Origin of the sequence: Roseobacter sp. OBYS 0001 (genome assembly GCF_019654895.1) — a bacterium.
GTDB lineage: Bacteria > Pseudomonadota > Alphaproteobacteria > Rhodobacterales > Rhodobacteraceae > Roseobacter > Roseobacter litoralis.
The window spans coordinates 472,672-497,108 of the sequence record NZ_BPES01000001.1 but is presented as its reverse complement, the minus strand read 5'-3'; the positions used below and the strand labels follow the sequence as shown (position 1 = coordinate 497,108).

21 protein-coding genes are annotated in these 24,437 nt (G+C 56.0%); 7 read left to right on the top strand and 14 right to left on the bottom strand.

Annotation, left to right across the window (positions count from 1 at the left end; all coding sequences use genetic code 11):
* The first annotated feature begins 227 nt into the window (after positions 1–227).
* The 3 genes from K5Q35_RS02430 (at position 228) to K5Q35_RS02420 (ending at position 3,346) form a co-directional block, all read left to right on the top strand.
* A complete protein-coding gene (locus tag K5Q35_RS02430; protein WP_220798302.1) occupies positions 228–1,196 on the top strand; it encodes a glycine betaine ABC transporter substrate-binding protein in 969 nt (322 codons plus the stop codon).
* A gap of 70 nt (positions 1,197–1,266) precedes the next feature.
* On the top strand, positions 1,267–2,301 hold the full coding sequence (locus K5Q35_RS02425; protein WP_220798301.1) for a proline/glycine betaine ABC transporter permease: 1,035 nt from the start codon (positions 1,267–1,269) through the stop codon (positions 2,299–2,301).
* Positions 2,302–2,311: 10 nt separating this feature from the next.
* The gene (locus K5Q35_RS02420) at positions 2,312–3,346 is read left to right on the top strand and encodes a glycine betaine/L-proline ABC transporter ATP-binding protein (RefSeq protein ID WP_220798745.1); all 1,035 of its coding nucleotides are present in this window, start codon (positions 2,312–2,314) and stop codon (positions 3,344–3,346) included.
* Here K5Q35_RS02420 and K5Q35_RS02415 read toward each other — a convergent pair.
* The 8 genes from K5Q35_RS02415 to K5Q35_RS22880 form a co-directional block, all read right to left on the bottom strand.
* Complete coding sequence (locus K5Q35_RS02415) at positions 3,337–4,740, bottom strand: mannitol dehydrogenase family protein (RefSeq protein WP_220798746.1); 1,404 nt, start codon at positions 4,738–4,740, stop codon at positions 3,337–3,339. The two genes, K5Q35_RS02420 and K5Q35_RS02415, sit on opposite strands and share 10 nt — an antisense overlap.
* A gap of 47 nt (positions 4,741–4,787) precedes the next feature.
* Positions 4,788–6,194: a glucuronate isomerase gene (uxaC, locus tag K5Q35_RS02410; protein WP_220798300.1), complete on the bottom strand. Its 1,407-nt coding sequence runs from the start codon at positions 6,192–6,194 to the stop codon at positions 4,788–4,790.
* Between the two features lie 52 nt (positions 6,195–6,246).
* Positions 6,247–7,110 (bottom strand): ABC transporter permease subunit, encoded by an 864-nt coding sequence (locus K5Q35_RS02405; RefSeq protein WP_259650434.1) that lies wholly within the window; start codon positions 7,108–7,110, stop codon positions 6,247–6,249.
* Entirely contained in the window at positions 7,094–8,170 is a 1,077-nt protein-coding gene (gene ugpC / locus K5Q35_RS02400) for a sn-glycerol-3-phosphate ABC transporter ATP-binding protein UgpC (RefSeq protein WP_220798299.1), read from the bottom strand. Before ugpC ends, K5Q35_RS02405 begins: the two co-directional genes overlap by 17 nt.
* Positions 8,170–9,015: an ABC transporter permease subunit gene (locus K5Q35_RS02395; protein ID WP_013961434.1), complete on the bottom strand. Its 846-nt coding sequence runs from the start codon at positions 9,013–9,015 to the stop codon at positions 8,170–8,172. Before K5Q35_RS02395 ends, ugpC begins: the two co-directional genes overlap by 1 nt.
* Positions 9,015–9,893, bottom strand: coding sequence for an ABC transporter permease subunit (locus K5Q35_RS02390; RefSeq protein WP_013961433.1), 879 nt, complete (start codon positions 9,891–9,893; stop codon positions 9,015–9,017). The genes K5Q35_RS02395 and K5Q35_RS02390 overlap by 1 nt, the downstream gene beginning before the upstream one ends.
* 73 nt (positions 9,894–9,966) lie before the next feature.
* A complete protein-coding gene (locus K5Q35_RS02385; RefSeq protein ID WP_013961432.1) occupies positions 9,967–11,262 on the bottom strand; it encodes an extracellular solute-binding protein in 1,296 nt (431 codons plus the stop codon).
* A gap of 182 nt (positions 11,263–11,444) precedes the next feature.
* Entirely contained in the window at positions 11,445–11,897 is a 453-nt protein-coding gene (locus K5Q35_RS22880; protein ID WP_374758581.1) for a 2'-5' RNA ligase family protein, read from the bottom strand.
* A 247-nt stretch (positions 11,898–12,144) separates the two neighbouring features.
* On the opposite strand from K5Q35_RS22880, the gene K5Q35_RS02375 reads away from it, so the two are divergent.
* The gene (locus tag K5Q35_RS02375) at positions 12,145–13,224 is read left to right on the top strand and encodes a PLP-dependent cysteine synthase family protein (RefSeq protein ID WP_220798297.1); all 1,080 of its coding nucleotides are present in this window, start codon (positions 12,145–12,147) and stop codon (positions 13,222–13,224) included.
* Positions 13,225–13,253: 29 nt separating this feature from the next.
* On the opposite strand, the gene K5Q35_RS02370 is transcribed toward K5Q35_RS02375, so the two are convergent.
* The 3 genes from K5Q35_RS02370 to K5Q35_RS02360 are packed head-to-tail and all read right to left on the bottom strand — an operon-like array spanning position 13,254 to position 16,268.
* Positions 13,254–14,267 carry an ABC transporter substrate-binding protein gene (locus K5Q35_RS02370; RefSeq protein ID WP_220798296.1) on the bottom strand — a complete coding sequence of 338 codons (1,014 nt, stop codon included), beginning with the start codon at positions 14,265–14,267 and terminating at the stop codon, positions 13,254–13,256.
* A complete protein-coding gene (locus K5Q35_RS02365; protein ID WP_220798295.1) occupies positions 14,246–15,610 on the bottom strand; it encodes a sensor histidine kinase in 1,365 nt (454 codons plus the stop codon). Before K5Q35_RS02365 ends, K5Q35_RS02370 begins: the two co-directional genes overlap by 22 nt.
* Positions 15,603–16,268 carry a response regulator transcription factor gene (locus tag K5Q35_RS02360; protein WP_220798294.1) on the bottom strand — a complete coding sequence of 222 codons (666 nt, stop codon included), beginning with the start codon at positions 16,266–16,268 and terminating at the stop codon, positions 15,603–15,605. The genes K5Q35_RS02365 and K5Q35_RS02360 overlap by 8 nt, the downstream gene beginning before the upstream one ends.
* Before the next feature lie 108 nt (positions 16,269–16,376).
* Between K5Q35_RS02360 and K5Q35_RS02355 the strand changes: the two genes are divergently transcribed.
* The 3 genes from K5Q35_RS02355 to K5Q35_RS02345 all read left to right on the top strand — a co-directional run bounded on the left by K5Q35_RS02355 (position 16,377) and on the right by K5Q35_RS02345 (position 19,432).
* The gene (locus K5Q35_RS02355) at positions 16,377–17,363 is read left to right on the top strand and encodes a tripartite tricarboxylate transporter substrate binding protein (RefSeq protein ID WP_220798293.1); all 987 of its coding nucleotides are present in this window, start codon (positions 16,377–16,379) and stop codon (positions 17,361–17,363) included.
* Positions 17,364–17,433: 70 nt separating this feature from the next.
* A complete protein-coding gene (locus K5Q35_RS02350) occupies positions 17,434–17,919 on the top strand; it encodes a tripartite tricarboxylate transporter TctB family protein (protein ID WP_220798292.1) in 486 nt (161 codons plus the stop codon).
* Position 17,920: 1 nt separating this feature from the next.
* Complete coding sequence (locus K5Q35_RS02345) at positions 17,921–19,432, top strand: tripartite tricarboxylate transporter permease (protein WP_013961424.1); 1,512 nt, start codon at positions 17,921–17,923, stop codon at positions 19,430–19,432.
* Positions 19,433–19,831: 399 nt separating this feature from the next.
* On the opposite strand, the gene lon is transcribed toward K5Q35_RS02345, so the two are convergent.
* From lon to tgt, 3 genes are all read right to left on the bottom strand, one after another.
* Positions 19,832–22,243, bottom strand: coding sequence for an endopeptidase La (gene lon / locus K5Q35_RS02340; protein ID WP_220798291.1), 2,412 nt, complete (start codon positions 22,241–22,243; stop codon positions 19,832–19,834).
* Positions 22,244–22,441: 198 nt separating this feature from the next.
* The gene (locus K5Q35_RS22840) at positions 22,442–23,125 is read right to left on the bottom strand and encodes a methyl-accepting chemotaxis protein (RefSeq protein WP_013961418.1); all 684 of its coding nucleotides are present in this window, start codon (positions 23,123–23,125) and stop codon (positions 22,442–22,444) included.
* A 112-nt stretch (positions 23,126–23,237) separates the two neighbouring features.
* The gene (tgt, locus tag K5Q35_RS02330) at positions 23,238–24,362 is read right to left on the bottom strand and encodes a tRNA guanosine(34) transglycosylase Tgt (RefSeq protein ID WP_220798290.1); all 1,125 of its coding nucleotides are present in this window, start codon (positions 24,360–24,362) and stop codon (positions 23,238–23,240) included.
* Positions 24,363–24,437: the final 75 nt, after the last annotated feature.

Sequence of the window (24,437 nt, the reverse complement as noted above, 5' to 3'; positions counted from 1 at the left end):
ACAAGCGCCATTGCCTGCACAGCAACTGCGCCCCACCGCCGCCGTACGTTCAATACTTGACCATAGCGGCGCAGCTACCTACTCATTCAGGTGTGTTTTTGTGCCACCGGTCAGGGTAACACGTGTTCCGTTGGCCTGCATAATGGGCCGGGTGATAGGCTGAAGCAAAAAAAATTGGATCAGCGCTTAAAAATGAGGCGCTTGGATCTTAAAAACGGGAGTTATCGATGAAATTCAAGACATTCACAGCCGGACTATGTCTGTCAGCGGGTATGACAGCAGGTGCCGCCTATGCTGACTGCGGTGCCGTTTCGATCACGGAAATGGACTGGGCGTCTGCCTCCGTGGTCACATCAGTTGCCAGTTTTTTGATGACCCAAGGCTATAGCTGCGATGTAACTGTCGTGCCCACAACAACGGTGCCGGCGATGACATCCGTCGCGGAAACCGGCCAGCCGGATATCCTGACCGAACTCTGGACAAGCTACACCGAAGTCTATGAGGAACTGGTTGCTGAGGGCAAACTTGTTGAAGTGTCCAAGGTGCTGTCTGATGGTGGTGTCGAGGCATGGTGGATCCCGCAGTACCTTGCGGACGCGCATCCCGAACTGAAAACCCTTGACGGTATCAAAGCCAACCCAGACCTCGTTGGCGGGCTTTTTCATGACTGCCCGTCGGGTTGGGGCTGTGACATCACGAACAACAACAATTTCAAGGCGTCCGGTCTGGCCGATGCAGGGGTTGAAAGATTTCAACACGGCTCTGGTGAGACGCTCGCCACGGCCATTGCAGCCGCATACGAAGCGGGAGAGCCTTGGTTTGGATACTATTGGGCGCCCACATCCGTGCTTGGGAAATACCCGATGGTTCAGGTTGAAATGCCTGCCTACGATGAGGCCACGCACACCTGCAACGGGCTGGAAGATTGCGCGACACCCGGCCTCTCCGCCTACCCCACATCGAATGTTGTGACAGCGGTTACCACGACCTTTTCGGAACGCGAACCAGATGTCGCGGAAATGCTCAGCAAGATGAGCTTTACCAATGCGCAGATGGGCGAAGTGCTGGCATGGCAGGAAACAAACAACGCCTCAAACGAAGAGGCCGCCGTCTATTTCCTGACCACGCATAAAGACACATGGGCTGCGTGGCTCAACGACGATGCCAAGGCAAATCTGAGCGCCATTTTGCAATAAGCTTGCACCATCAAAAGACAGTGCAGCGCTCTGAGAACGGGCGCTGCACATTGAAACAAAAGGGCATTTAATGGCGTATTACGACGGTCTCTTTGATACATTGGGTCTGCGCGCGTGGTGCGATCAAAGCGTCGAAACCGCGCCCACGTCGATGCAGGCATTGCTTGGCCAGTTGGGCGGTGACGACACAGAGCGGTCATTTGGCAGCATCCCCTTTCCCTCTCTCGATACGCTGCATGAGTCCTGCACGCAGATCCCGCAAACCCGCGACATGACCGCAGGTGTCGAAAACGCCTTTCTGGCCGCACGCGAAAGCCTCAAACTGGTGCTGGACCCGATCACGCAACCGCTGTCGTGGATGCTTGATGGTGCCTTGTGGCTGTTCACGACGACGCCGTGGTTTATCATCGTGCCCCTGCTTGTGGCCCTGACGTGGTACGTCGCGCGATCCATCGGCGTCACCGTTTTCGTTGCCATGTCGTTCTTGTTTCTGGGGCTGATTGATCATCTGGATGTGGCGTTGGAAACCCTGTCGATCATCTTTGTCTGTACCGGGCTGTCGGTTGCCTTGGGCGTGCCGATAGGAATTGCCATGTCGCGCTCCAACACCCTGCAACGCATCGTCGTGCCGATCCTTGATCTGCTGCAAACCTTGCCGACATTCGTCTATCTTATTCCGCTGATCTTTCTGTTTTCCGTCACAGAATCAAAGCTCTACGGGATCGCAATTATCCTTTACGCCATCGTCCCGGTCATCCGCCTCACCGACCTTGGCATCCGGCTCGTCGACCCTGACGTAATTGAAGCCGCAGACGCCTTTGGCATGACAAAACACCAGAAACTCTGGGGGGTGCAATTGCCACTGGCGCTGCCCAATATCATGGCGGGCGTCAATCAGACCATCATGATGAGCCTTGCAATGGTTGTGATCGCGTCGCTTGTCTCTGCCCCCGGTCTTGGGGTGCTGGTGCTGCGTGGCATCCGCAATCTGGAACTGGGCGTCGGTATTGTGGCAGGCTTTGGCATCGTGTTGCTGGCCGTGATCCTTGATCGCGCCTCAAAAGCGGCGCTCGGTCGTATCGACAAGAACAAGAATGCGCATTGAGACCGGTGAAATGAAGCCTGAACCCAAAGTCATATTGCGCGGTGTTTACAAGATATTTGGCCCGCGCAGCACGCAGATGATGACGCAGGTCCGCAATGGTCTGGACAAGGAAACCCTGCTGGCAGATCACGGTCATGTTCTGGGGCTACAGGATATCAATGTGGACATGCAAGCGGGCGAAATCACCGTCGTCATGGGGCTGTCAGGGTCGGGGAAAAGCACGCTGATCCGGCATCTCAATCGCCTGATCGACCCAACCGCTGGCGAAATCCTTGTGGATGGCGAGGATGTCACCAAGCTCAGCGACAGTGACCTGCGGGCATTGCGCCAGACGAAAATGGCGATGGTCTTTCAGAAGTTTGCCCTGTTGCCGCACCGCACGGTTTTGCAAAACGCCGCCACGGCCCTCGCGGTTCAGGGCGCGGATCGTGCGACGCAGGACAAAGAGGCACGGCGCTGGCTCACGCGTGTGGGCTTGGGGGGGTATGAGGACCGGTATCCGTCGCAACTTTCGGGGGGCATGCAACAACGGGTGGGCATTGCGCGCGCACTGACTGCCGGGACGGACATCATGCTGATGGATGAGGCGTTTTCCGCGCTGGACCCGCTGATCCGGACGGACATGCAGGATTTGCTGCTCGAACTACAGGTCGAGCTGAAAAAGACGATCGTCTTTATCACGCACGACCTTGATGAAGCTCTGAAACTGGCGGACCATCTCGTGATCCTCAAGGATGGCGCTGTCATCCAACAGGGCGAGCCGCAAGGCATCCTGCTGAATCCTGCCGACCCTTACATCGAAGACTTCGTCAGCGACATCAACCGCGCCCGCGTCCTGCGTGTCCGCTCGGTCATGAAACCGCTCACCGATATGCCCTTTGCCGGTGATGTTGCGGCGGATGATACGCTGGAGCATCTGATCGCGCGGTCCGGGGGGGACACCACCCTCTCGTATCGGGTGATGCAGGATGGCGTTCCGGTTGGTATTCTGGACATGAAAGAACTGGTCAGGGCACTGGTGCCCCGCGTGTCCACTCAGGCCTGATCTGCGCCTTTAACATATTCAGCAACAGCCCCGGCTGCGCCCTTCGACACCAGCGTTTCATATGCATTGCACACTGCCTGTCTGAAATCCGGGTTTGAAGAGAGCTCATCATCAAAGACATCACGGACCCCAAGCAGCGCGTCCACTTTTCCGGATGATGTTTCAGCACTGTCCGAGGCCGCTTTCACTGCTTTGGCCAAGGGATCGCGCACATCTATCGCTGCGCCTTTTTCATCCACGCCCCCGACATACCGCATCCAACCCGCCACGGCGAGGCACAGCCCATGCGGCGCGCGCCCTGCCCTGTACCCGTCCGCAATGGTGCCAAGAATACGTTGAGGCAGCTTTTGTGAGCCATCCATTGCGATCTGCCAAGTCAGATGCCGGATTGCAGGGTTTTGATATCGCGCGAGCAATGCTGCCACATAGGCCTGCAAGTCTTCACCTTCGGGCACGGGCACGGTTGGAAGGATCTCATCATGCCAGAGCGTGTTGCACAATGAGGCAAAGGACGCATCAGCCACGGTTTCGGCAATTGTTTCATAGCCTGCCAAATAGCCCAGATATGCCAGCGTCGAATGGGTGCCATTAAGGCACCTCAGCTTCATCGCTTCATGCGCGGTGACGGAGCCCACAAATTGCGCTCCCGCTTTTTCCCACGCCGGTCTGAGACCATCAACGAAGTCGTCTTCAATCACCCACTGGCGAAACCCTTCATGCCGCACGAGCGCCGCATCATAGTAACCGCTGCGCGCCGCCAGCGCGTCAATGTCACCTTGTGTCGTTGCCGGGGTGATCCGGTCGACCATCGTGGATGGAAAACGTGCATGTTCTGATATCCATGCGGCCAGTTCGGGATCACGTTTCTGCGCAAACTCAAGAATGATACGCCGTGTCGTCGCCCCATTTTCCGGCAGGTTGTCACAGCTCAACACGGTGAACGGTCTGACATTCGCCTGTTTGCGCCGTGCCAGCGCCTCAACGATCAGGCCGGGCGCGGTTTTGGAAGCCGCCGGAGTGTTCAGATCATGTTGCACATCCGGGTTTTCCACGTTCAAACCACCTGAGGTCGGATGACGGCAATATCCTTTTTCTGTGATTGTGAGGGAAACTACTTTAACCTCGTCTTGCGCCATCGCGTTCAACACCGCCTCCGGGTTCTGCGGCGCAACCATGACGCCCGAAATGGCATTCACGACACGCGCGGTCTCTCCCTCAGGCCCCATTGCAACGGATGTATAGACGCAGCCCTGCGGCTCAAGTTCCTGCTGTGCGCGCGCGCTTTGCAAGCTCACGGCAAGGATGCCCCAATCGCCCCCGTCGATGGCCATCGCCTCATCCGTGTAGATGGCGTTGAAAGCACGAAAGAAAGCGCCGGGGCCGAGGTGCACCATACCAATGACAGGGGCATCGGTCTGGCGCTGCAAACGCGGGAAATTACTCACAATCTATACGCCTCTTTTGCCAAACGATAAGACAGGTCATGCGCCAGTTCAAAGGCTTCGGCCTCGCTTAACCGGCCGGTTCGCACCAGCGTCGCAAGGTAGGCGCAGTCCGAGCGGCGCGCCACATCATGACGCGCCGGGATCGAGCAGAAGGCCCGCGTATCATCATTAAAGCCCGCCGTGTTATAGAACCCGCAGGTTTCGGTTGTGGCTTCTCGGAACTTTTTGATGCCTTCATAGCTGTCAAAAAACCACCAGGGCGGCCCGAGTTTCAACGCCGGATAAGCCCCCGCAAGCGGGGCAAGTTCGCGCCCGTATGTGGTCTCATCCAATGTGAACAGGATAACATTCAGCGCAGGCTCCATACCAACCGCATCCAGCAAGGGGCGCAGATCCTGCACGTAATCCGTCCGACCGGGGATATCGAACCCTTTGTCACGGCCAAAGCGCGCGAACATCTGTGCGCTGTGATTTCGCCGTGATCCCGGATGGATTTGCAACACAAGACCATCTTCAAGGCTCATCCGCGCCATCTCGGTCAACATATGGCCGCGGAACACATCCTCCTCTTCTGGGGAACAGGTGCCGCGCAAAGCTTTTTGAAACAAATCCGCCGCCTCGGCCTGCGACAGATCGGCCGTGCGTGCCGAGGGATGCCCATGATCTGATGCCGTCGCCCCGAAGGATTTGAAAAAAGCCCGGCGCGCCGCATGCGCGTTCAGATAGCCCTGCCAGCTGCTGGTATCCTCGCCGGTCAACGCACCCAGTTGGGCCACGTTTTCCGCAAATCCTTCAAAACTGGGATCGACCACCGCATCCGGTCTGTAGGTCGTTACAACCCGGCCCGACCAGCCGCTTTCGCGGATTTGGCGATGCCAGCGCAGGCCATCCAGCGCCCCTTCGGTGGTGGCGAGCATTTCAACATTGAAGTCTTCAAAAAGGGCGCGCGGCAGAAACGCATCTGTCTGCAGCATCGCTTCAATATGATCGTAACAGGCATCTGCTGTCTCAGCACTCAGGGGCGTGTTCAGACCAAACACATGCTCAAACGAGTGGTTGAGCCACATCGCCGAAGGGGTGCCCCGAAAGAGATGGAAATGCTGCGCAAACAAGCGCCATATCTTGCGCGAATCCGTTTCGACCTGCCCTGCGTCAACACGCGGTATTCCCAGATCTTCGGGCGCGACACCCTGACTGATCAACATGCGAAAAACGTAATGATCCGGAATAACGAACAAAGCCGCGGGGTTTTCAAATCGCGCGTTTTCAGCGAACCAGCGCGGATCACAATGACCATGCGGGCTGATGATCGGCAGATCACACACCGACGTGTGGAGATCGCGCGCCAAGGCCCGTGCTGATGGCTCAATCGGAAACAGGCGATCCGGGTCTGTCAGGCTCATGGGTTGGTCCTCAATAGGTTTAACGCGGCAGTGATAGGTCAGTTTGCAGACTTTAGAAAGAGTCCTTGCTGTCTGCCAAAGACTGGAAAAAATACCTTTGGAAAATGATGATCAAAATGAGCGGCGGCACGAGCGTCAGGACAGCGAGCGCCATGCCGGGGCCACTCTCCAATCCGATGAGGCGGATGCCGCGCACAACGGTATAGGTGGTTTCATCCGTGCTGAGCATCAGCGGCCAGAGGTATTGATGCCAGCCGATCATGAAGGACACCACGAAAATCGCCCCGCCCCGACGGCCTGCCAACGGTACGATGAAATCGCGGAAGAACAACACAGGCCCTGCGCCATCCAGCTTGGCCGCCTCAAGGTATTCATTCGGGAAAGACAGCAACAACTGACGAAAAAACAAAGTACCCAAAGCCAGCGCAAGCGCGGGCAGGATCATGCCCAGTTGTGTGTTGACCAACCCCAGCATAGCGGCCACCTGAAAGGTCGTCACAAAGCGGCTTTCCAAAGGCAGCAGCAGCGTGGCCATTGTAAGCCAGAACAAAAAGCCCGCCAAAGGCAGTCGGAAATACACCAATGCGTAGGCTGCAAATAACGAGAACACCGTTGTCAGGCTGGCAAGCCCCGTCGCCACGATCAAGGAATTCTTGAGCATCGCGATCGCGCTGATCTGATCGGTAAATCCTGCCTTGAGGCTGATCACTTCGGTATAGTTTTGCGGTGCGTCAAAACCCGGTACCACATGCAACCCACCGACATTAAGCTCAAGACTGCTGTGGGTGGACGCGACAAACAGCAGGAACATCGGCAGGATCATAAATCCTGTGCCTGCAATCAAAATAAGATGGTCGAATGCCATCCGCCGCGCGCTGGTGCCGTGAACCATCAGATGGTCATTTGAGCCGCTCACCCGTGTCAGTCCGGAAAACAAAAGCGACATCAGCATCGAATCGCAATTTCAGCTTATCATCCGCTTTGGGCAACAGGGTTTGCGAACCCTTGAGGCAGATTTCCTGCGGCTCCCCTTCGGCTGAGGTTACGCCGTCGATGGTCCCATAGATCAGGTTTTCGCCGCCATGCTGCTCGACAATGTCGACATTCATGGTGACCTGTCCCTCCGGGTCAATTGTCATGACGTCCGGGCGCACACCGAGCATCAGATCCGTGCCCGTCGGCAGGTCGGAAAAGCCGGTTATTCTCAGATCGCCATTCACAATCGCCGTGCCATCGAACGTCACCGGGATCAGGTTGATCTGCGGCGCGCCAATGAAAGAGGCCACAAACAAGGTGCGCGGATTTGCATAAAGTTCCATTGGAGCGCCCATCTGCTCCACCTGCCCCTCGTTGATGACCGCGAGCCGGTCCGCAAGGGTCATCGCTTCGGTCTGATCATGCGTCACGTAGATCGAGGTCACATTCATGCGGCGCTGCAGTTTCTTGATTTCGATCCGCATTTGCACGCGCAACTTGGCGTCCAGGTTCGATAGTGGCTCGTCAAACAGGAACACCTGCGGGTTGCGCACAATCGCGCGTCCCATGGCGACACGCTGGCGCTGCCCGCCCGAAAGCTGGTTGGGCTGGCGATCCAGATATTGATCGATCTTGAGCATCGTGGCCGCATCCATGATGCGGCGTTCGATTTCTTCCTTGTCCATTTTGCGGTTTTTCAACCCATAGGACATGTTTCCGCGGACCGACATATGCGGGTACAGCGCATAGTTCTGGAACACCATCGCCACATCACGTTCGGACGGTGAGACGTCGTTGATCAGCCGATCACCGATCAGAATCTCCCCTGACGACACAGACTCCAACCCGGCAACCATCCGCAGCAAGGTTGACTTGCCACAGCCAGAGGGACCGACGAAAACGATCAACTCGCCATCGTCAATTTTCATATCAACCCCAAAGATCGCCTCGGCACCATTGGGATATGTTTTGCGGACTTGTTTAAGTTCTACCTGAGCCATTATTTCTCACTCTCGACGAGGCCCTTGACGAACCATCTTTGGAAAATCAGCACAACCATCACAGGGGGTAAAGTCGCCAGAATGGTCAGTGCAAATGCTTTTTGGAATTGAGGCAGTTCGCCCCCCTCATTGAGGACCTGATAAATCTGCTTGATGCCGATCACCAGCGTGTAGTTTTCCTCTTTCGTGGTCATGATGAGTGGCCAAAGGTACTGGTTCCACCCCACCACAAACATGATGATCAGGATCGCGGCAATCATCGTGCGGCTGAGCGGCACGAGAATGTCCTTGAAGAACCCCCAGGCCGTGGCACCATCCAGACGGGCCGCCTCAAGCAGCTCATCCGGGACGGATCGAAAGAACTGTCTGAAAAAGAACGTCCCCGTGGCAGAGGCGATCAGTGGCAGGATTAGCCCCGTTTGCGTGTCCAAGAGCCCCATATTCGCGACCACTTCGTAAGATGGGATAATCCGCACCTCCAGCGGTAAGAGCAGCGTCATGAAGATGATCCAGAACAGCGGCACGCCCAACCGGAAGCGGAAATATACAATCGCATAGGCCGCCAGCATCGAAATGATGACCTTGCCAATGGCAAAGCCGATGCCGAGGATCATGGAGTTTTTCAGCATCGTTGTCGCCGTGACCTGTTTCATCACGCCGCCTTCAACAAACAGAACTTCGTTGTAGGTCTCGATCAGATGCGGGCCGGGCCAGAATTGCAGCCCCTCGCGCAGGATCGTCTCGGGCGCATGGGTCGAGGTTGCAAAGGCAACCCAGACCGGCAACGTCATGAACAGCGCACCAATGATCAGGATGATGTGGGTGGAGATCGGTGTACGGTCCATCAGTAATGCACCTTTCGCTCAATATAGCGGAACTGGATCACCGTAAGGGCCAGCACCATGATCATGAGCACAACGGATTGCGCAGATGACCCGCCGATGTCCGCCCCCCGGAAACCGTCCTGATAGACCTTATAGACCAGCGTTGCGGTGGAGCCACCGGGCGCACCCTGCGTTGTCGTGTCGATGATCCCGAAGGTTTCAAAGAAGGCATAGGTGATGTTGATGACCACCAGAAAGAATGTCGTCGGCGCGAGCAACGGAAAGGTGATCGTCCAGAACCGCCGGGTGGAGCTGTTGCAATCCATCTTGGCCGCTTCCTGCACGGATTTGGGAATACCCTGCAGACCCGCAAGGAAAAAGATGAAGTTGATACTGATCTGTTTCCAGACCGAAATCAGAATGACAACAAAACTGGCATCATAGGCATCCAGTTTGTGATCAAAATCGAACCCGATGAAGTTCATGAAGTTATACAAATCACCGATCAGCGGATTGAACATCAGGTTGCCCATCAAGCCCGCGACGGGCGGCGCAATCGCATAGGCCCACATCAGCATCGTTTTGTAGGTGCTTGCACCATGGATCACTTCGTTGGCTTTGACCGCCAGCAGCAGCGCCAGTGCGAGGGACAGAAACGTCACCAGAGACGAGAAAACCAGCGTGAAGCCTGCGGCCTGAAGCCATGAGGAATTCAGGATTGTATCACTGTAGTTCTTGAACCAGACGAACCTCGAAGACAGCCCGAAGGCATCTTCCAGCAGGAACGACTGGTAAATCGCCTGCGCAGACGGCCAGAGGAAAAAGATAGCGATAATGATAATCTGCGGCGCAATAAACAGATAAGGAATGGCGCTGTGCTCAAATTGAACGCGCTTCATACATTCCGACCCCTTTGGTTTTTATGATTGGGCCAGCAGGCTGTATCGCCTGCTGGCCTTTCTTTACAAGCGCTTAGTTGACGGTCGCGTGGAACCGGGCAAGCAAGGCGTTGGCTTCTTCTTCCATGGTTGCAAAGGCTTCATCAACCGTTGCTGAACCGGAAAAGATGTCTTCATAGGCATTGTACATCGCTTCACGGATCTGGACGTAGAAACCCAAACGGTAGCCTTTGGTCCATTCGCCTGATGGCTGGTTCAGTTGCAGAACACCAACCTCAGCATCTGGCGTGGAGTCGTAGTACCCATCCGACTTGGCCAGTTCATAGGCTGCGTTCGTGATAGGAACATAGCCTGTTTCCTTATGCCAGAAATACTGCACTTCAGGGCTCGCAAGGAAGTTCAGGAAGTCAGCAGTTGCGGCGTTCTCTTCGTCGCTTTTGCCGGCCATCGCAAACAAGGCAGCGCCACCAATGAATGTGGCTTTGGGCTCGTCAATGATCGCTTTCCAGTATGGCAGATAGGTCGTGCCGAACTCAAATTCCGTGCTCGCTTTCAACCCACCGAATGACCCGGAAGACCCAAGCCACATTGCAACTTTCTGCTGCACGAATGCGTCCTGGTTGTCACCCCAGCCACGACCGTAGAAGCCATAATACCCAGCATCAAGCCATTCCTTGACCTTGGTCCAATGCGTTTTCATCGCATCGTTATTGTACAGGATTTCTACATCTGTGCTGTCATACCCGTTGTTGCCTGTGGCAAGTTGCAGGTTATGACGGCTGTGGAAGTTCTCGGAGAAAATCCAGGGGCTGTGGCTTTGCGCCAGTGCCTGATACCCGGCCTCTTTGATGGTCGGTGCCATCGCCTCAAACTCTTCCCATGTGGTGGGCGGTGCGTCGATACCGGCCTTGGCAAGAATTTCCTTGTTATAATAGAGCAGCGGTGTGGAAGAGTTGAACGGCATGCCGATCATCTTGCCTTCGCTGTCGGCATAGAAGTTACGAACGCCCTCGATATAATCGCTCGCGTCAAAACCGCCCTCGTACTGCGTCAACAGATCAGCGACCGGAATCGTCGCGCCCGGTGCGTTGATGATCGTTGCCGCACCAGCGTCAAAAATCTGAATAAGGTTTGGTTGCTGGCTGGCGCGAAACGCCGCAATACCAGCGGTCATCGTATCCTCGTATCCACCTTTGTAAGTGGGCACGATCACGTAATCGGTTTGGCTGGCGTTATATTTTTCTGCAACTTCTTCAACGACTTCGCCAAGACGGCCGCCCATGGCATGCCAGAATTGAATTTCTGTCTGTGCCCATGCGCCGGTTGCAAAGGTGGCAAAACCTGCTGTGAGCAAGGTAATAGATTTCATCGGATACTCCCTAGTTGGAACTGCTTCATACAGTTTTGGTTCTTATGATCTTATGGTGACGCTTCCATGACAGGGCAAGGTCACGCAACAATCCAAGTCACCGCGCAGAGAATGACCCAAAACCCGCGACTGTCAACCAAAACGCTCAAACAATCCCATGTTCGCGTTTCTGAGACGGCACTCTATTTCAGTCGTTCGATGTGAATCGCGCGCCACTCGTCAATCGCAAGCTCTTTGGCCGAGCGAACAACCCTGATTTCGTTCAACGTTATCGTTTTGCCGACAAAGCGGTGGGACATTTCGTGCACGGCCTGTTGTCCCGGTTCACCAGCGGGCAAACCATAGGCAAGGCTCAGATGCGGTCGAAAAGGCTGCGGCAAAGGAATGGCGAGGCGCGCCGCCAAATCCTCCCGCGCAGATGCAACGGAACTTTCGATGTCGAGGTCAAGAAACAGCGACATGAAAAAATCTGCCGTTTGCGATACGCGACTGATACGCGCGGACGATTTTGGCAATGTCGCCAACAAGGAACGGCAAGCCGCCACAGTCGCTTTTGGCGCACTGCGCACATCCCCCAACAGCGTCAGGTGCGGTTCAAAAACAGGCGCGGCGAAGCGTTCCGCGTATCGAGCGATCTCGTCGGTGAGGGATGGTCCCTGCCCTGTATCGGGACACAGCCAGACCGAATGCGGCGTTGATCTTTCGTGATCCAGTTTCTCTTCCTCCGTGGCTGCGTTGTCGCCAATCTCGATTGGTTTTTATCAAGGCGTGAAAGCCGGCCCCGTCTATGCCATAGTAACACGACAACGCACAGCCAAGGCCAGAGCAATCCTGTTTTGAGATACGCGCCTGGCTGGCGGCATACCATGGGAGAGCACAGAGATGTCAGCAGATCAAATCCGTCAGACAAAAGGCCGGGGCCAGCTTTATGACAGCGTTCTTGACACGATCGGGAACACCCCCGCCATTCGGATCAACCACCTCGCCCCTGAACATGTGACGATCTATGTGAAGGCTGAATTTTTCAACCCCGCGGGGTCGGTCAAGGATCGTCTCGCGGTGAACATCATCGAAGCGGCGGAGCGTGCAGGCACGTTAAAACCCGGACAAACGGTGGTCGAGGCAACAAGCGGGAACACCGGGATCGGCCTTGCGATGGTCTGTGCGCAGAAGGGCTATCCGCTGGTGGTGACCATGGCAGAAAGCTTTTCGGTGGAACGGCGGCGTTTGATGCGGATGCTTGGGGCGAAGGTCATTCTGACCCCAAAGAGTGAAAAAGGCTTTGGGATGTATCAGAAAGCAGTCGAACTTGCGCAAAAGAACGGCTGGTTTCTGGCGCATCAATTCGAAACGGGCGCCAACGCAGACATCCATGAAAACACGACCGGGCCGGAAATCGTCGCCGATTTTGCAGGCGAGCGGCTCGATTACATCGTAACGGGCTATGGAACCGGGGGCACTGTGTCGGGTCTTGGGCGTGTGATCCGCAAAGAACGGCCAGAGACAAAAATCATCCTCACCGAACCCAACAACGCGCAGCTTTTGGGCAGCGGTCATGCGCAGGAACGCAACGCCGACAACTCCCCCGCCGTCAGCCATCCCGCGTTCGAGCCGCACCCCATCCAAGGCTGGACTCCGGATTTCATCCCGGCCGTTCTGCAAGAAGCCGTCGATGGCGCCTATTATGACGATCTGCTGCCCGTGGCGGGCGCTGACGGCGTGAAATGCGCAAGGCTCTTGGCACAGAAAGAAGGCATCTTTACCGGCATTTCTGGTGGGTCGACCTTTTCCGTCTCGCTGGAAATTGCCAAAACGGCAGAACCCGGCTCGGTGATCCTGTGCATGCTGCCTGATACCGGCGAGCGCTACCTTTCCACCCCGCTTTTTGAAGGCATCGGTGAGGAGATGGACACCGAAGAGCAGGCGATCTCACACTCCACACCCGGCTATCAATTGGGCTAATCCGGCATGCGCGCTGATGGCAAAAGGACTTACTGGATCATGGCATTGACCCATTCGGCCAAAAACCCTCTGCTTTTGAGAGCATCCAGATAGGTCAGCAAGGCGGGGCTCAGCTCAATCATGGCCTGCCCCGCCGCATCACCGTCCAATTCCAGCATGGGCAACAACGCGCGTGATCCCGGCACGGGCGGGGTTGATGCACCCAAAAGATGCCGCATGAAATCCCTCGACACTTCGGGGTTTGCTGTCTGCGCAGAAATCAGGGCGGTACGCATCATGATGGTCTGAAAATCACTCGGGAAGACGATCTCAAGCTGGTGTGCCAAATCCTCGCGCGCAGCCGCGTAGCTACCCAGCACGTTATAGGCCAGCAAGATCTTACCTGCTGCGACATCCTCAATCATCGCCCCTGAACAGCAATAAAGCTGTACCTCCAGATTGCCCATCACCTCCATCAGACGCCAGTAGGTCTCGGACGTGCGCGCATCCTGCGTTGCAAACAGATATCCAAGGCCCGATTGGCGCACATCATAAGTGCCGACACGCCCGCGAAACTGATCGGGGCTTTCGCGCAGCACCCGGATCACGGCCTGCCTCGTTTGGGGCACATCGCGTCCGTCAAAGGCCTGCCGGTTCAGGACAATCGCCGCCGGTTCAGATGTGAAGCCAAAAAGCGTGTGCCGCCAATGCGCCCAGTCAGGGTAGCCCAGCATTTCCATAGGTTGCGCAAACCCGTCGTTCGCCAATTTGAACTGCAAATCCATCGCGCTGGAGATAACAACATCATAGGCGTTCGGGGACTGGCGGAAGATGCTGTTCAAATCCGCCGTCCCGGCCACAAAATACTCAATCGCCACGCTGTCGCGGCCTGCGACAAATGCCGCAAGGACGGGCGCAAAAAGCGCTGTATCCGTGCTTGAGAGAATATGCAGCGTTGTTGACGCATCCGCGGCGCCGAAACGCTGCCTGTCTTCCCATTCCTGCGCAGATGCAGCGTCGCCGCACAGAATAAGAGCGAGGATCAGAACGAGAGCATGACGCATGCGCCCCCCTCCTTTCGATTGCTGAGGGTCAACGCTCCGCCATGGGCCTTTGCCACATCCTGCGCAATGGTCAGCCCCAACCCGGAGCCTGTGATCCCAGTCGCATTGCGTCCGCGTGCAAAGCGATCCACCAAGCTCGCCATCTCATCGGACGGAAAACCCGGGCCCTGATCACAGATCGTCACACGGCCGGCGGCTTCCTGATCAACGCGGATTGTAATCTCGCTTTCAGCGGGCGCGTATTTCAATGCATTATCAATCAGGTTTCGAATGGCGTTTTGCACCAAAATCGGATCGGCCAGAACGATAACCTGCGGGTCCGTTTCCAGGTGAAATGCGATGTCCTTCATCTCTGCCACAGGCTCAAGGCGGCTGACCAGTTCAATCACAAGCTCCGTCAAATCAAGGCTTTGTCGTTCCAGATGATCCGCCCGAAACGTGATCATCGCATGATCCAGCAGTTGCCCCGCCGCACGCGAGCTTTCGTCAATCGCCCGCACCATCGAGCGCAGCGCTTTGCGGTTTTCTTCCTTTTCGACGCGCTGCAGGGTTGCTTCGGCGTGCGAGCGCACCGTGGCCAGCGGCGTGCGGACCCGGTGCGCGGCTTCAGCGATGAAATCCTCGGAGCGTTGCAGTGATTGGTCCAGTCGGCTCATCAGGTTGTTCAAGGAAGACACCAGCGGCACCATTTCCTTGGGCACCGGCTTTTCCACAGGACTGAGGTCTTGCGGGCCGCGCCGCGTGATGGACGACGTCAGACGGTTCAGCGGCCTGATGGTTGCCGAGGACGCCCAAAAGGATAACGCGGCCGCCAGCGCAAAAAAACTGACCCCGAACAGAGCAACCGTATTCGAGATATCGCGCAACGTTTCCGACAAAGCATCCTGCGTCTGTGCCATGGAAACTGAAATTACGGTTTGTCTGTCCGTCGCAAAAAGCCTGCGCGCATCAGAAGTGATACGCACAGCGGCGCCGTTGAACTCATCCGTCCACGATATGGCCTCAACCCCATCCGGCGCACGGCGCGGCAGCAGCGCATAGCCCGATAGCAGCGCATCATCACGGTAAATCGCATAAAACACCCGGTCATCCAGCTCAGTGTTCAACATCGCCAGAGCCGCATAGGGAAAGTCGATCTCCAGATTACCATTTCGAATGACCGCTGAATCGAGGATGGATGAAACCGACGCATTCAGGATGTTGTCCTGCCCCTGCTGGGCAATCTGCGTAGCATAAGCGCGCGTGAACAGATAAATCAAAACGGCCAATACCGCCGCCCCGCCGATCAACCCCACAGTCAGTCGGCGGCGCAATGAGGCGGATGAACGTACCACCTCAGACATGTTCCAGACTGTACCCCAAACCGCGCGACGTTCTGATCCGCAATTGTGACGGCTCAAGGTGTTTTCGAAGCCGCCCGACATATACCTCAATGGCATTGTCAGAGACGTCTTCATCGTAGGAAAACAGCCGGTCCACCAGTTTCTGTTTCGAAAAAAGCTGCCCCGGTGCGTTGATAAACAGCTCAAGCAGCCGCAACTCGCGGTTTCGCAGTTTTACGGATTGGCCCGCCACGCTCAGACTGCCCCGAACCGGGTCAAAGATCACATCGCGCAGCTGCGTGACCGTCTGCGCCGACCCCACCCGACGGCGCAGCACCGCACGGCAGCGCGCCTCCAGTTCCGCATGATCGAAGGGTTTGGTGACATAGTCGTCCGCGCCCAGATCCAGCAGGGTGATTCTGTCTGAAACCTGTGAGCGCGCTGTCAGAATGATGACCGGCGTGTCCTTCTGGCTTTGACGATGGTGTTGCAGAAAATCGCGCCCGTCGCCATCGGGCAACATGATATCAAGCAGGATCAGATCATAGTCGCCCACCTGCGCATAGGCCATGGCGTCCTCAATTCTCTCAGCATGATCAATCACATGGCCATCCAGACGCAAACGCGCCAACAGCGCCTGCGCCAATTCAATGTTGTCTTCTACCAAAAGAAATTTCATCGTTGCATTTCGCATGAGGCGGCCGCGTGACAGGTCCATGTCAGGTTGCCATGTTTGAGTGCAATCAACTGAGCCGGAACCGGTACAGTTGTCAAATGGGAGGAACACATGAGTACTTTGAAACTGGGCCGTCGCGCCCTGATGGGAGCGGCTGTGGCCGCGATGAGCCTTGGCGCACCAGCCTTTTCGGACGGTCATCAAGCCGTTGAGAGCATCCATTTCCTGATCCCCGGTGGTGCTGGCGGCGGCTGGGATGGTACGGCGCGCGGCACGGGCGAAGCACTGACAGCCGCCGGTCTGGTCGGCACAGCGTCATATGAAAACATGTCGGGCGGCGGGGGCGGCAAGGCCATCGGTTACCTGATCGAGAACGCAGACAGCAATCACGGCACCTTGATGGTGAACTCCACACCCATCGTGATCCGGTCCCTGACGGGCGTTTTCCCGCATAACTTTCGGGATTTGACGCTGGTTGCGGGAACAATTGGTGACTATGCCGCCATCGTTGTTGGAAAAGACAGCCCCGTTAACAACATGACGGACCTGTTGGCGGCCTTCGATGCTGATCCGAACGGTACAGCCATCGGCGGCGGATCGGTTCCGGGCGGCATGGACCACCTCGTGGCGGCAATGGTCATGGAAGCGGCGGGCAAAGATGCGCTTGGCGTCAAATACATCCCCTATGACGCGGGTGGCAAAGCGATGGCAGCCCTGCTGTCTGGCGAAATCGCCGCCCTGTCGACCGGATTTTCCGAGGCGGTCGATCTTGCCGATGCAGGCGAAGTCAAAATCATTGGCGTGACATCGGATGAGCGCGTAGGCGCAGCCCCCGACGCCATGACGATGAAGGAACAGGGCATCGACACCACATTCGTCAACTGGCGTGGTTTCTTTGGCGCGCCGGGTCTGCCGGAGGACAAAGTCGTTGCCTATCAGGATGCGATCGCCAAGATGTACGACACGCCGGAGTGGGAAGACGTGCGCGCCCGCAATGGTTGGGTCAACATTCACAACCCCGGTGATGACTTCAAAACCTTCCTCGAAGAACAGGAAAAAGTCATCGGGGACCTGATGAAGAAACTGGGCTTTTTGTAACGCCCTGTGACCGGGGCGCGCGCAATGTGGCGTCCCGGTCGTTTTACGTTTTGAATGCTGGGAGGGTGTAATGGCGCTGGATCGCTGGATCGGACTTGTGTTGCTGGGTGTGTGCCTTGTTTATGGCTACACCGCGTGGTTCACGATGGATGGCGGGCTCGCCCCCTTCATGCAGCGCAACCCCATATGGCCCTCAACCTTTCCCAAAGTACTCTCCATCATGGGCATTATCGCATCCCTGATCATTGTGCTGGGGTTTGAAAAGGGCGAGGCAAAGATCGGCGACATTGATTACCGGAAACTCTGGGAATATAATCTGGGTCAGGCCCTGCTGCTTCTGGCGCTAATGGCGGCCTATGCGCTCTTGCTGCGCCCGGCGGGTTTTCTGATTTCTACCTCAGGGTTTCTCATCCTTGGCTCGGTCATTCTGGGCGAGCGCAGGATCCTCCTTACCCTGATCATTGCCGCCGTCGCCACAGGCATCGTGTGGTATCTGGTGCAGGTCGTTCTGGGGATATTCCTGCGGCCACTACCGCTTTTTCTAGGAGCCACATGATATGCTCGAAGGACTGCTGATCGGCCTTCAAACGGCCCTGTCGATCCAAAATCTTCTGATGGTCATCGGTGGCTGCCTCATCGGGACGTTTATCGGGATGCTGCCCGGCCTTGGCCCGATGTCCATCATCGCGATCATGATCCCGGTTGCCATATCATTGGGCGATCCCTCTGCGGCGCTCATCCTGCTGGCAGGCGTTTATTACGGCGCGATCTTTGGCGGCTCAACCTCGTCGATCCTGCTGAATGCACCGGGCGTTGCGGGTACTGTGGCAAGCAGTTTTGACGGATTTCCCATGGCCCGGCAAGGCAAGGCGGGCAAGGCCCTGACCATCGCGGCGATTGCCAGTTTTGCAGGCGGGACAATCGGTGCCATCCTTTTGATGGTCTTTGCGCCGATGCTGTCATCCGTCGCCTTGTTGTTTCATTCAGCTGAGTATTTTGCGTTGATGGTCGTCGGTCTGTCCGCCATCGCCGCCTTTGCAGGCACGGGTCAGGTGGCCAAGGCGATCATGATGACCGTGCTCGGCCTGATCATGGCAACCGTTGGCGAAGGCGCGCTGTTTAATATGCCCCGCTTCACTATGGGGCTGATGGACCTGCAATCAGGCTTCGGCTTCATCACGCTGGCCATGGCGATGTTCGCGCTGCCCGAGGCGCTGTTTCTGGTGCTCAAGCCCCGCGAAAACAAAGAAAGCGATGGCGACATCAAAGACCTGCGCATCACACGTGCAGAGGCGCGGGCCATCGCGCCCGTGATCGGACGTCAGTCCGTGCAGGGCTTCTTTATCGGTGTTTTGCCCGGTGCGGGAGCCACAATCGCGTCCTTTCTCGGCTACGCGGTGGAGCGTAACATCGCCACCAAGGCAGAACAGGAAGAGTTCGGCAAAGGTTCCATCAAGGGCCTCGCCGCCCCTGAAACAGCCAATAACGCAGCCTGCACCGGGTCATTTGTTCCCTTGCTCACGCTCGGCATTCCGGGCTCGGGCACGACAGCGATCCTGCTGGGTGCCTTGATCGCGCTGAACGTGACGCCAGGGCCACGATTGATGATCGACGCACCCGAGGTTTTCTGGGCCGTCATCATGTCGATGTTCATCGGCAATCTGGTCTTGCTGGTCCTGAACCTGCCCCTTATCCCCTACATCGCCAAGGTCCTGTCCATCCCGCGCAATTTCTTGATCCCGTTTATTCTGTTTTTCACGCTGATGGGGGCCTATATCGGGCAGAATAATGCAACCGAGCTGTTGTTGTTGGTCGGTTTTGGCATCTGCGCGACCATTTTACGATTTGCTGACTATCCGCTTGCTCCCCTTCTGATCGGCTTCATCCTCGGCGGGATGCTGGAGGATAACTTTGCCCGTTCCATGCAGCTTTATGATGGTATTTCCTTTGTCTGGGAACGCCCGATGACGCTGGGCCTTTTGATCGTTGCGGCCATTCTCATCATCCTGCCAAGCTACCGCGCACGCCGCGCAAGATTGCGCGCGGATGGGATTGCAGACGGGGATTGAAACAGAAAAACCTTGTCCGCTGAAAGTGTTCAGGGTGCCCAGACAGTGGCAACGCACAGGTTACCCCTATGACGCGACACATGCGTTCCGCCACTCCTTGTCTTACAACGCGATCCCTTGGCAATGTGTATCGAAGCCCTGCAAAGCGGCGATCTCAACAAACAACTGGTCAGCGCGATGAAGCCTCATCGTTGCTGTTCACTTAACCAGCGGGTCGGAGCGGACATAGGACCTGAATAAAATCTGCCGTGCCTCGAACCGCCGAAATGAAAGATGCTGTCGTCAAATCGCCAGTGTTTAAGTTCAGCTTATCTAACATCGCTGAACGGGCCATCCAGCTTGATCCAATAAAAAAGGCGCGCCACTGAGGCGCGCCTGTCATACTTCGATTTTGAGAACTCAATGCGCCGTTGCACTATCATTCGTCTCAGGTGCTGGTGCCAAGGCAGCAGCGGCAGCGGCATCTTCTGCCTCTTGGTCCCACTCAATGCCCTCAGGTTTCCTGATCAGGGCGTGCTCAAGCACCTCGGACACATGTGTCACCGGGATAATGTTCAACCCTTCTTTCACGTTGTCGGGAATCTCCGGCAGGTCCTTGGCGTTTTCTTCGGGGATCAGCACAGTAGTGATCCCACCGCGCAAAGCCGCAAGGAGCTTTTCCTTCAAACCGCCAATCGGCATCGCATTGCCCCGCAAAGAGACCTCGCCAGTCATTGCAATATCCTTGCGTACAGGAATCTGCGTAAGCACAGACACGATTGATGTCACCATTGCCAGACCAGCCGACGGGCCATCCTTGGGCGTGGCCCCATCGGGAACGTGCACGTGAATATCGATCCGATCAAATTGCGGAGGCTTCACCCCAATCTTTGGGCTGATGGAACGCACGTAGCTTGATGCGGCATCAATAGATTCCTTCATGACATCACCCAGCTTGCCCGTGGTCTTCATCCGACCTTTTCCGGGCAATCGCAGCGCCTCAATGCTCAAAAGCTCGCCGCCAACCGAAGTATATGCCAGCCCCGTCACCACCCCGATTTGGTCTTCCTTTTCGGCAAGCCCATAGCGGTACTTTTTGACACCCAGAAAATCATCGATGTTCTCGTCGGTGACCGAAACAGTTTCAGCCTCCTTTTTGATAATTTTCGTCAAGGACTTACGGGCGACTTTGGCGATCTCACGTTCCAGATTCCGAACACCCGCTTCTCGGGTGTAGGTACGAATCATCTCGCTCAACGCACTGTCTTGCAGCTCGAATTCCTTGGATTTAAGTCCATGGTTCTTGATTTGCTTCGGAATCAGATGCTGCTTCGCAATCTCACGTTTTTCATCCTCAGTATATCCGGCCAGCGGTATGATCTCCATCCGGTCGAGCAGCGGGCCCGGCATGTTGTAGCTGTTGGACGTGGTCAGGAACATCACGTTTGACAGGTCGTATTCGACCTCGAGATAGTGATCCACGAAAGTGGAGTTTTGTTCCGGATCCAACACCTCAAGCATTGCAGATGCAGGATCACCACGGAAATCCTGACCCATTTTGTCGATTTCATCCAGAAGGATAAGCGGGTTGGTTGTTTTGGCCTTTTTGAGGGCCTGGATAATTTTGCCGGGCATGGAACCAATATAAGTCCGCCGGTGACCCCGGATTTCGGATTCGTCGCGTACGCCGCCAAGGCTGATGCGAATGAACTCACGCCCCGTAGCGCGCGCCACGGATTTACCGAGCGACGTTTTCCCGACACCGGGCGGTCCAACCAGACACATGATCGGGCCCTTTATCTTGGTCGATCGCTGCTGCACCGCGAGGTATTCCACAATACGCTCTTTGACTTTTTCCAAGCCAAAGTGATCATCGTCCAATACTTTTTGCGCACGTGTCAGGTCTTTTTTGACACGTGATTTCTTTCCCCAAGGGATCGAAAGCATCCAGTCTAGATAATTGCGAACGACGGTCGCTTCCGCTGACATCGGGCTCATGTTCTTGAGCTTTTTAATCTCGGCATCGGCTTTCTCGCGCGCTTCTTTACTCAGCTTGGTATCTGCAATCTTTGCCTCGAGTTCGGCAACTTCATTCTTGCCGTCCTCTCCATCGCCGAGCTCTTGCTGAATCGCTTTCATCTGCTCGTTCAGATAGTATTCACGCTGTGTACGCTCCATCTGCGATTTGACGCGCGTCTTGATTTTCTTTTCGACCTGAAGCACGGACATCTCGCCCTGCATCAGCCCGTAGACCTTTTCAAGCCGCTCAGACACGCTCAGCGTTTCAAGCAAATCCTGCTTTTGTGCGACTTCAATGCCCAGATGGCCAGCAACGAGGTCTGCAAGCTTGGCAGGTTCGGTTGACTCGCCAACGGCCGAGAGGGCTTCCTCCGGCACGTTCTTTTTCACTTTGGCATAACGCTCAAATTCATCTGTGACCGTGCGCAAAAGTGCCTCAGTCGTGGCCAGGTCACCGGGCATTTCGGTGAGATACTCCGCCCGCGCTTCAAAAAAGCTGTCGTTATCGAGGTATTCAGTTATCCGAACTCTCGCTTGCCCTTCGACCAGTACCTTAACCGTTCCATCGGGCAGCTTTAAAAGTTGCAGCACATTGGCGAGAACGCCTGCCTTGAAAATTCCGTCGCTGTCTGGATCATCTTCGCCCGGATCGATCTGGCTCGACAGCAGAATCTGTTTGTCATCTGACATCACCTCCTCAAGGGCGCGCACTGACTTGTCGCGCCCCACAAAAAGGGGAACGATCATATGTGGAAAAACCACGATGTCGCGCAGCGGCAATACTGGATATGAGGCGTTAAGAGGCTCTTGCATGCTCTTTCCTTGTTTTTGGCAAGATGGAACCGGTCCCGCCTAAGCAGCAACACTTGTCCATCTCCGTTTCACGAAAGTTAAAATGGGGCGCTCTGCCCCTGAAATCAACCTAGGTGCCGATCTGGTGAACAGAATGGCTTTAGAAAGTCCAAATCACAAGGTGCTCAACGCACTTTTAGTTTTATGCCGCATCGCGGGTCAGGACAGTTGATCTGTCAACGAGACCGACAGCGAAGAAACACGGGATGACAAGGTTTTCACCTCATCTGCGATGACGGTAAATCCTTTTCCAGCATCTCCGGCACGGGCCGCTTCGATAGAGGCATTGGTCGCAACCATGTTGATGACCCGTCCAATTTTCCCGATCTCAAGCGCAATCTTGTTGGTTTTTTCCATCGTCTTCGATTTGTCGGCTTCGGTCAGCTCCAGAAAGAACCCTGCCAATTCGCTGGTGAGCTTGTTGAGACCTTTCGCCACCCGCGTACAACATAGATCATACATGTCCTGCGAGGGATTGAACCCGCGAATGCCGTCTGATTCGCAGGGGCTGCACCGCTCAAGCGTCCGTGTCAGTTCCGCCAAATCCCTTGTGACGTGCTGCACCCTTTTGGATATCGATTCGGGCAACTCGATCTGCAGTGGCTTGAGATGCTCAACCTCCATTTTGCCGAGGCTCTGATGGGCTCTCTTCACATCACTCAGCGCCTGCATCAACTCGTCGGGTGCGACCACTTGTGTTTCTGCCTTGTCACCTTGCATGTGGAACACGAGGACTTGCATTGCAGCGACGCGCGCGGCGGCGACACTGTCCCGGATATCGTGCAGTGTTTTTTCCAGCGAAACAGACTCTTCTGCGTTAAATTGAGCGGTAACCGCGTTCATCTGCTCTCTCCCGATGCGTTTGTTCGCGCCTGTGTACAATCAATTGGTTTAAGCACAGGTTAATCGCAGCTGAAATCCGGGCGGACAGGCGGAAAACCGACACGTCGTGTGATTACACCGGCTCGATATCACCTTGAGCACGCTCAGTCGCGAAAGCCGCTGTCCATTCTACGAATGTACCTTGCGAAATTGCGGCACGCATATCTGACATAAGCTCTTGATAATAATGCAGGTTATGCCACGTTAAGAGCATCGAACTGATAATCTCCTGCGACCGGAAAACGTGGTGCAGATAGGCCCGGCTATAACTGCGGCACGCAGGGCATGTACACTGTTCATCCAGCGGCCTCGGATCATCGGCATGGCGCGCGTTCTTGATGTTCACAACACCCCGACGCGTAAACACCTGCCCCGTTCGACCTGAGCGGCTGGGCAAAACACAATCCATCATGTCGATGCCGCGCGCCACGGCACCCACGATATCATCGGGCTTGCCCACCCCCATAAGATACCGGGGCTTATCGTGCGGTAACTGCTCCGGTGCATAATCCAAACAGCCAAACATCGCCTCTTGCCCTTCGCCAACCGCCAGCCCGCCGACCGCGTAGCCATCAAATTCAATGTCGCGCAGGGCCGCCGCACTTTGCGCGCGCAAATCTTCTTCCAGACCACCCTGCTGGATACCGAAAAGCGCATGCCCCGGGCGGTCACCAAAAGCGTCCCTGGACCGTGCAGCCCAGCGCATGGACAAATGCATGCTTTTCTCAATGGCAGCCCGGTCTGCTGGCAAGGCAGGGCATTCGTCAAAACACATGACGATGTCAGACCCAAGCAGCCGTTGGATTTCCATGGAACGCTCCGGCGTCAACATGTGTCGCGAACCGTCAATGTGGCTTTTGAAACTGACGCCCTCTTCAGTCAACTTGCGCAAAGCGGCGAGGCTCATGACTTGGAAACCGCCCGAATCCGTTAAAATCGGACGGTCCCAATCCATGAACTTGTGCAAACCTCCAAGACGCTCAATCCGTTCCGCGGTCGGGCGCAGCATCAAATGATACGTATTTCCAAGCAGGATATCCGCACCAGTCTGACGCACGGATCCCGGCAGCATCGCCTTGACGGTCGCGGCGGTGCCCACGGGCATAAAGGCAGGGGTGCGAATATCGCCCCGCGGCGTCGAAATCACGCCGGTGCGTGCGCGACCATCGGTAGCCTGAAGGTCAAAATTGAATCTCATTTTGTCGGTTTGACGCAAATCCCCCCCCTTTCCAAGCCCTTGGCGCTGTGTTTTCCCGGCGCCACCCCTTTAAGG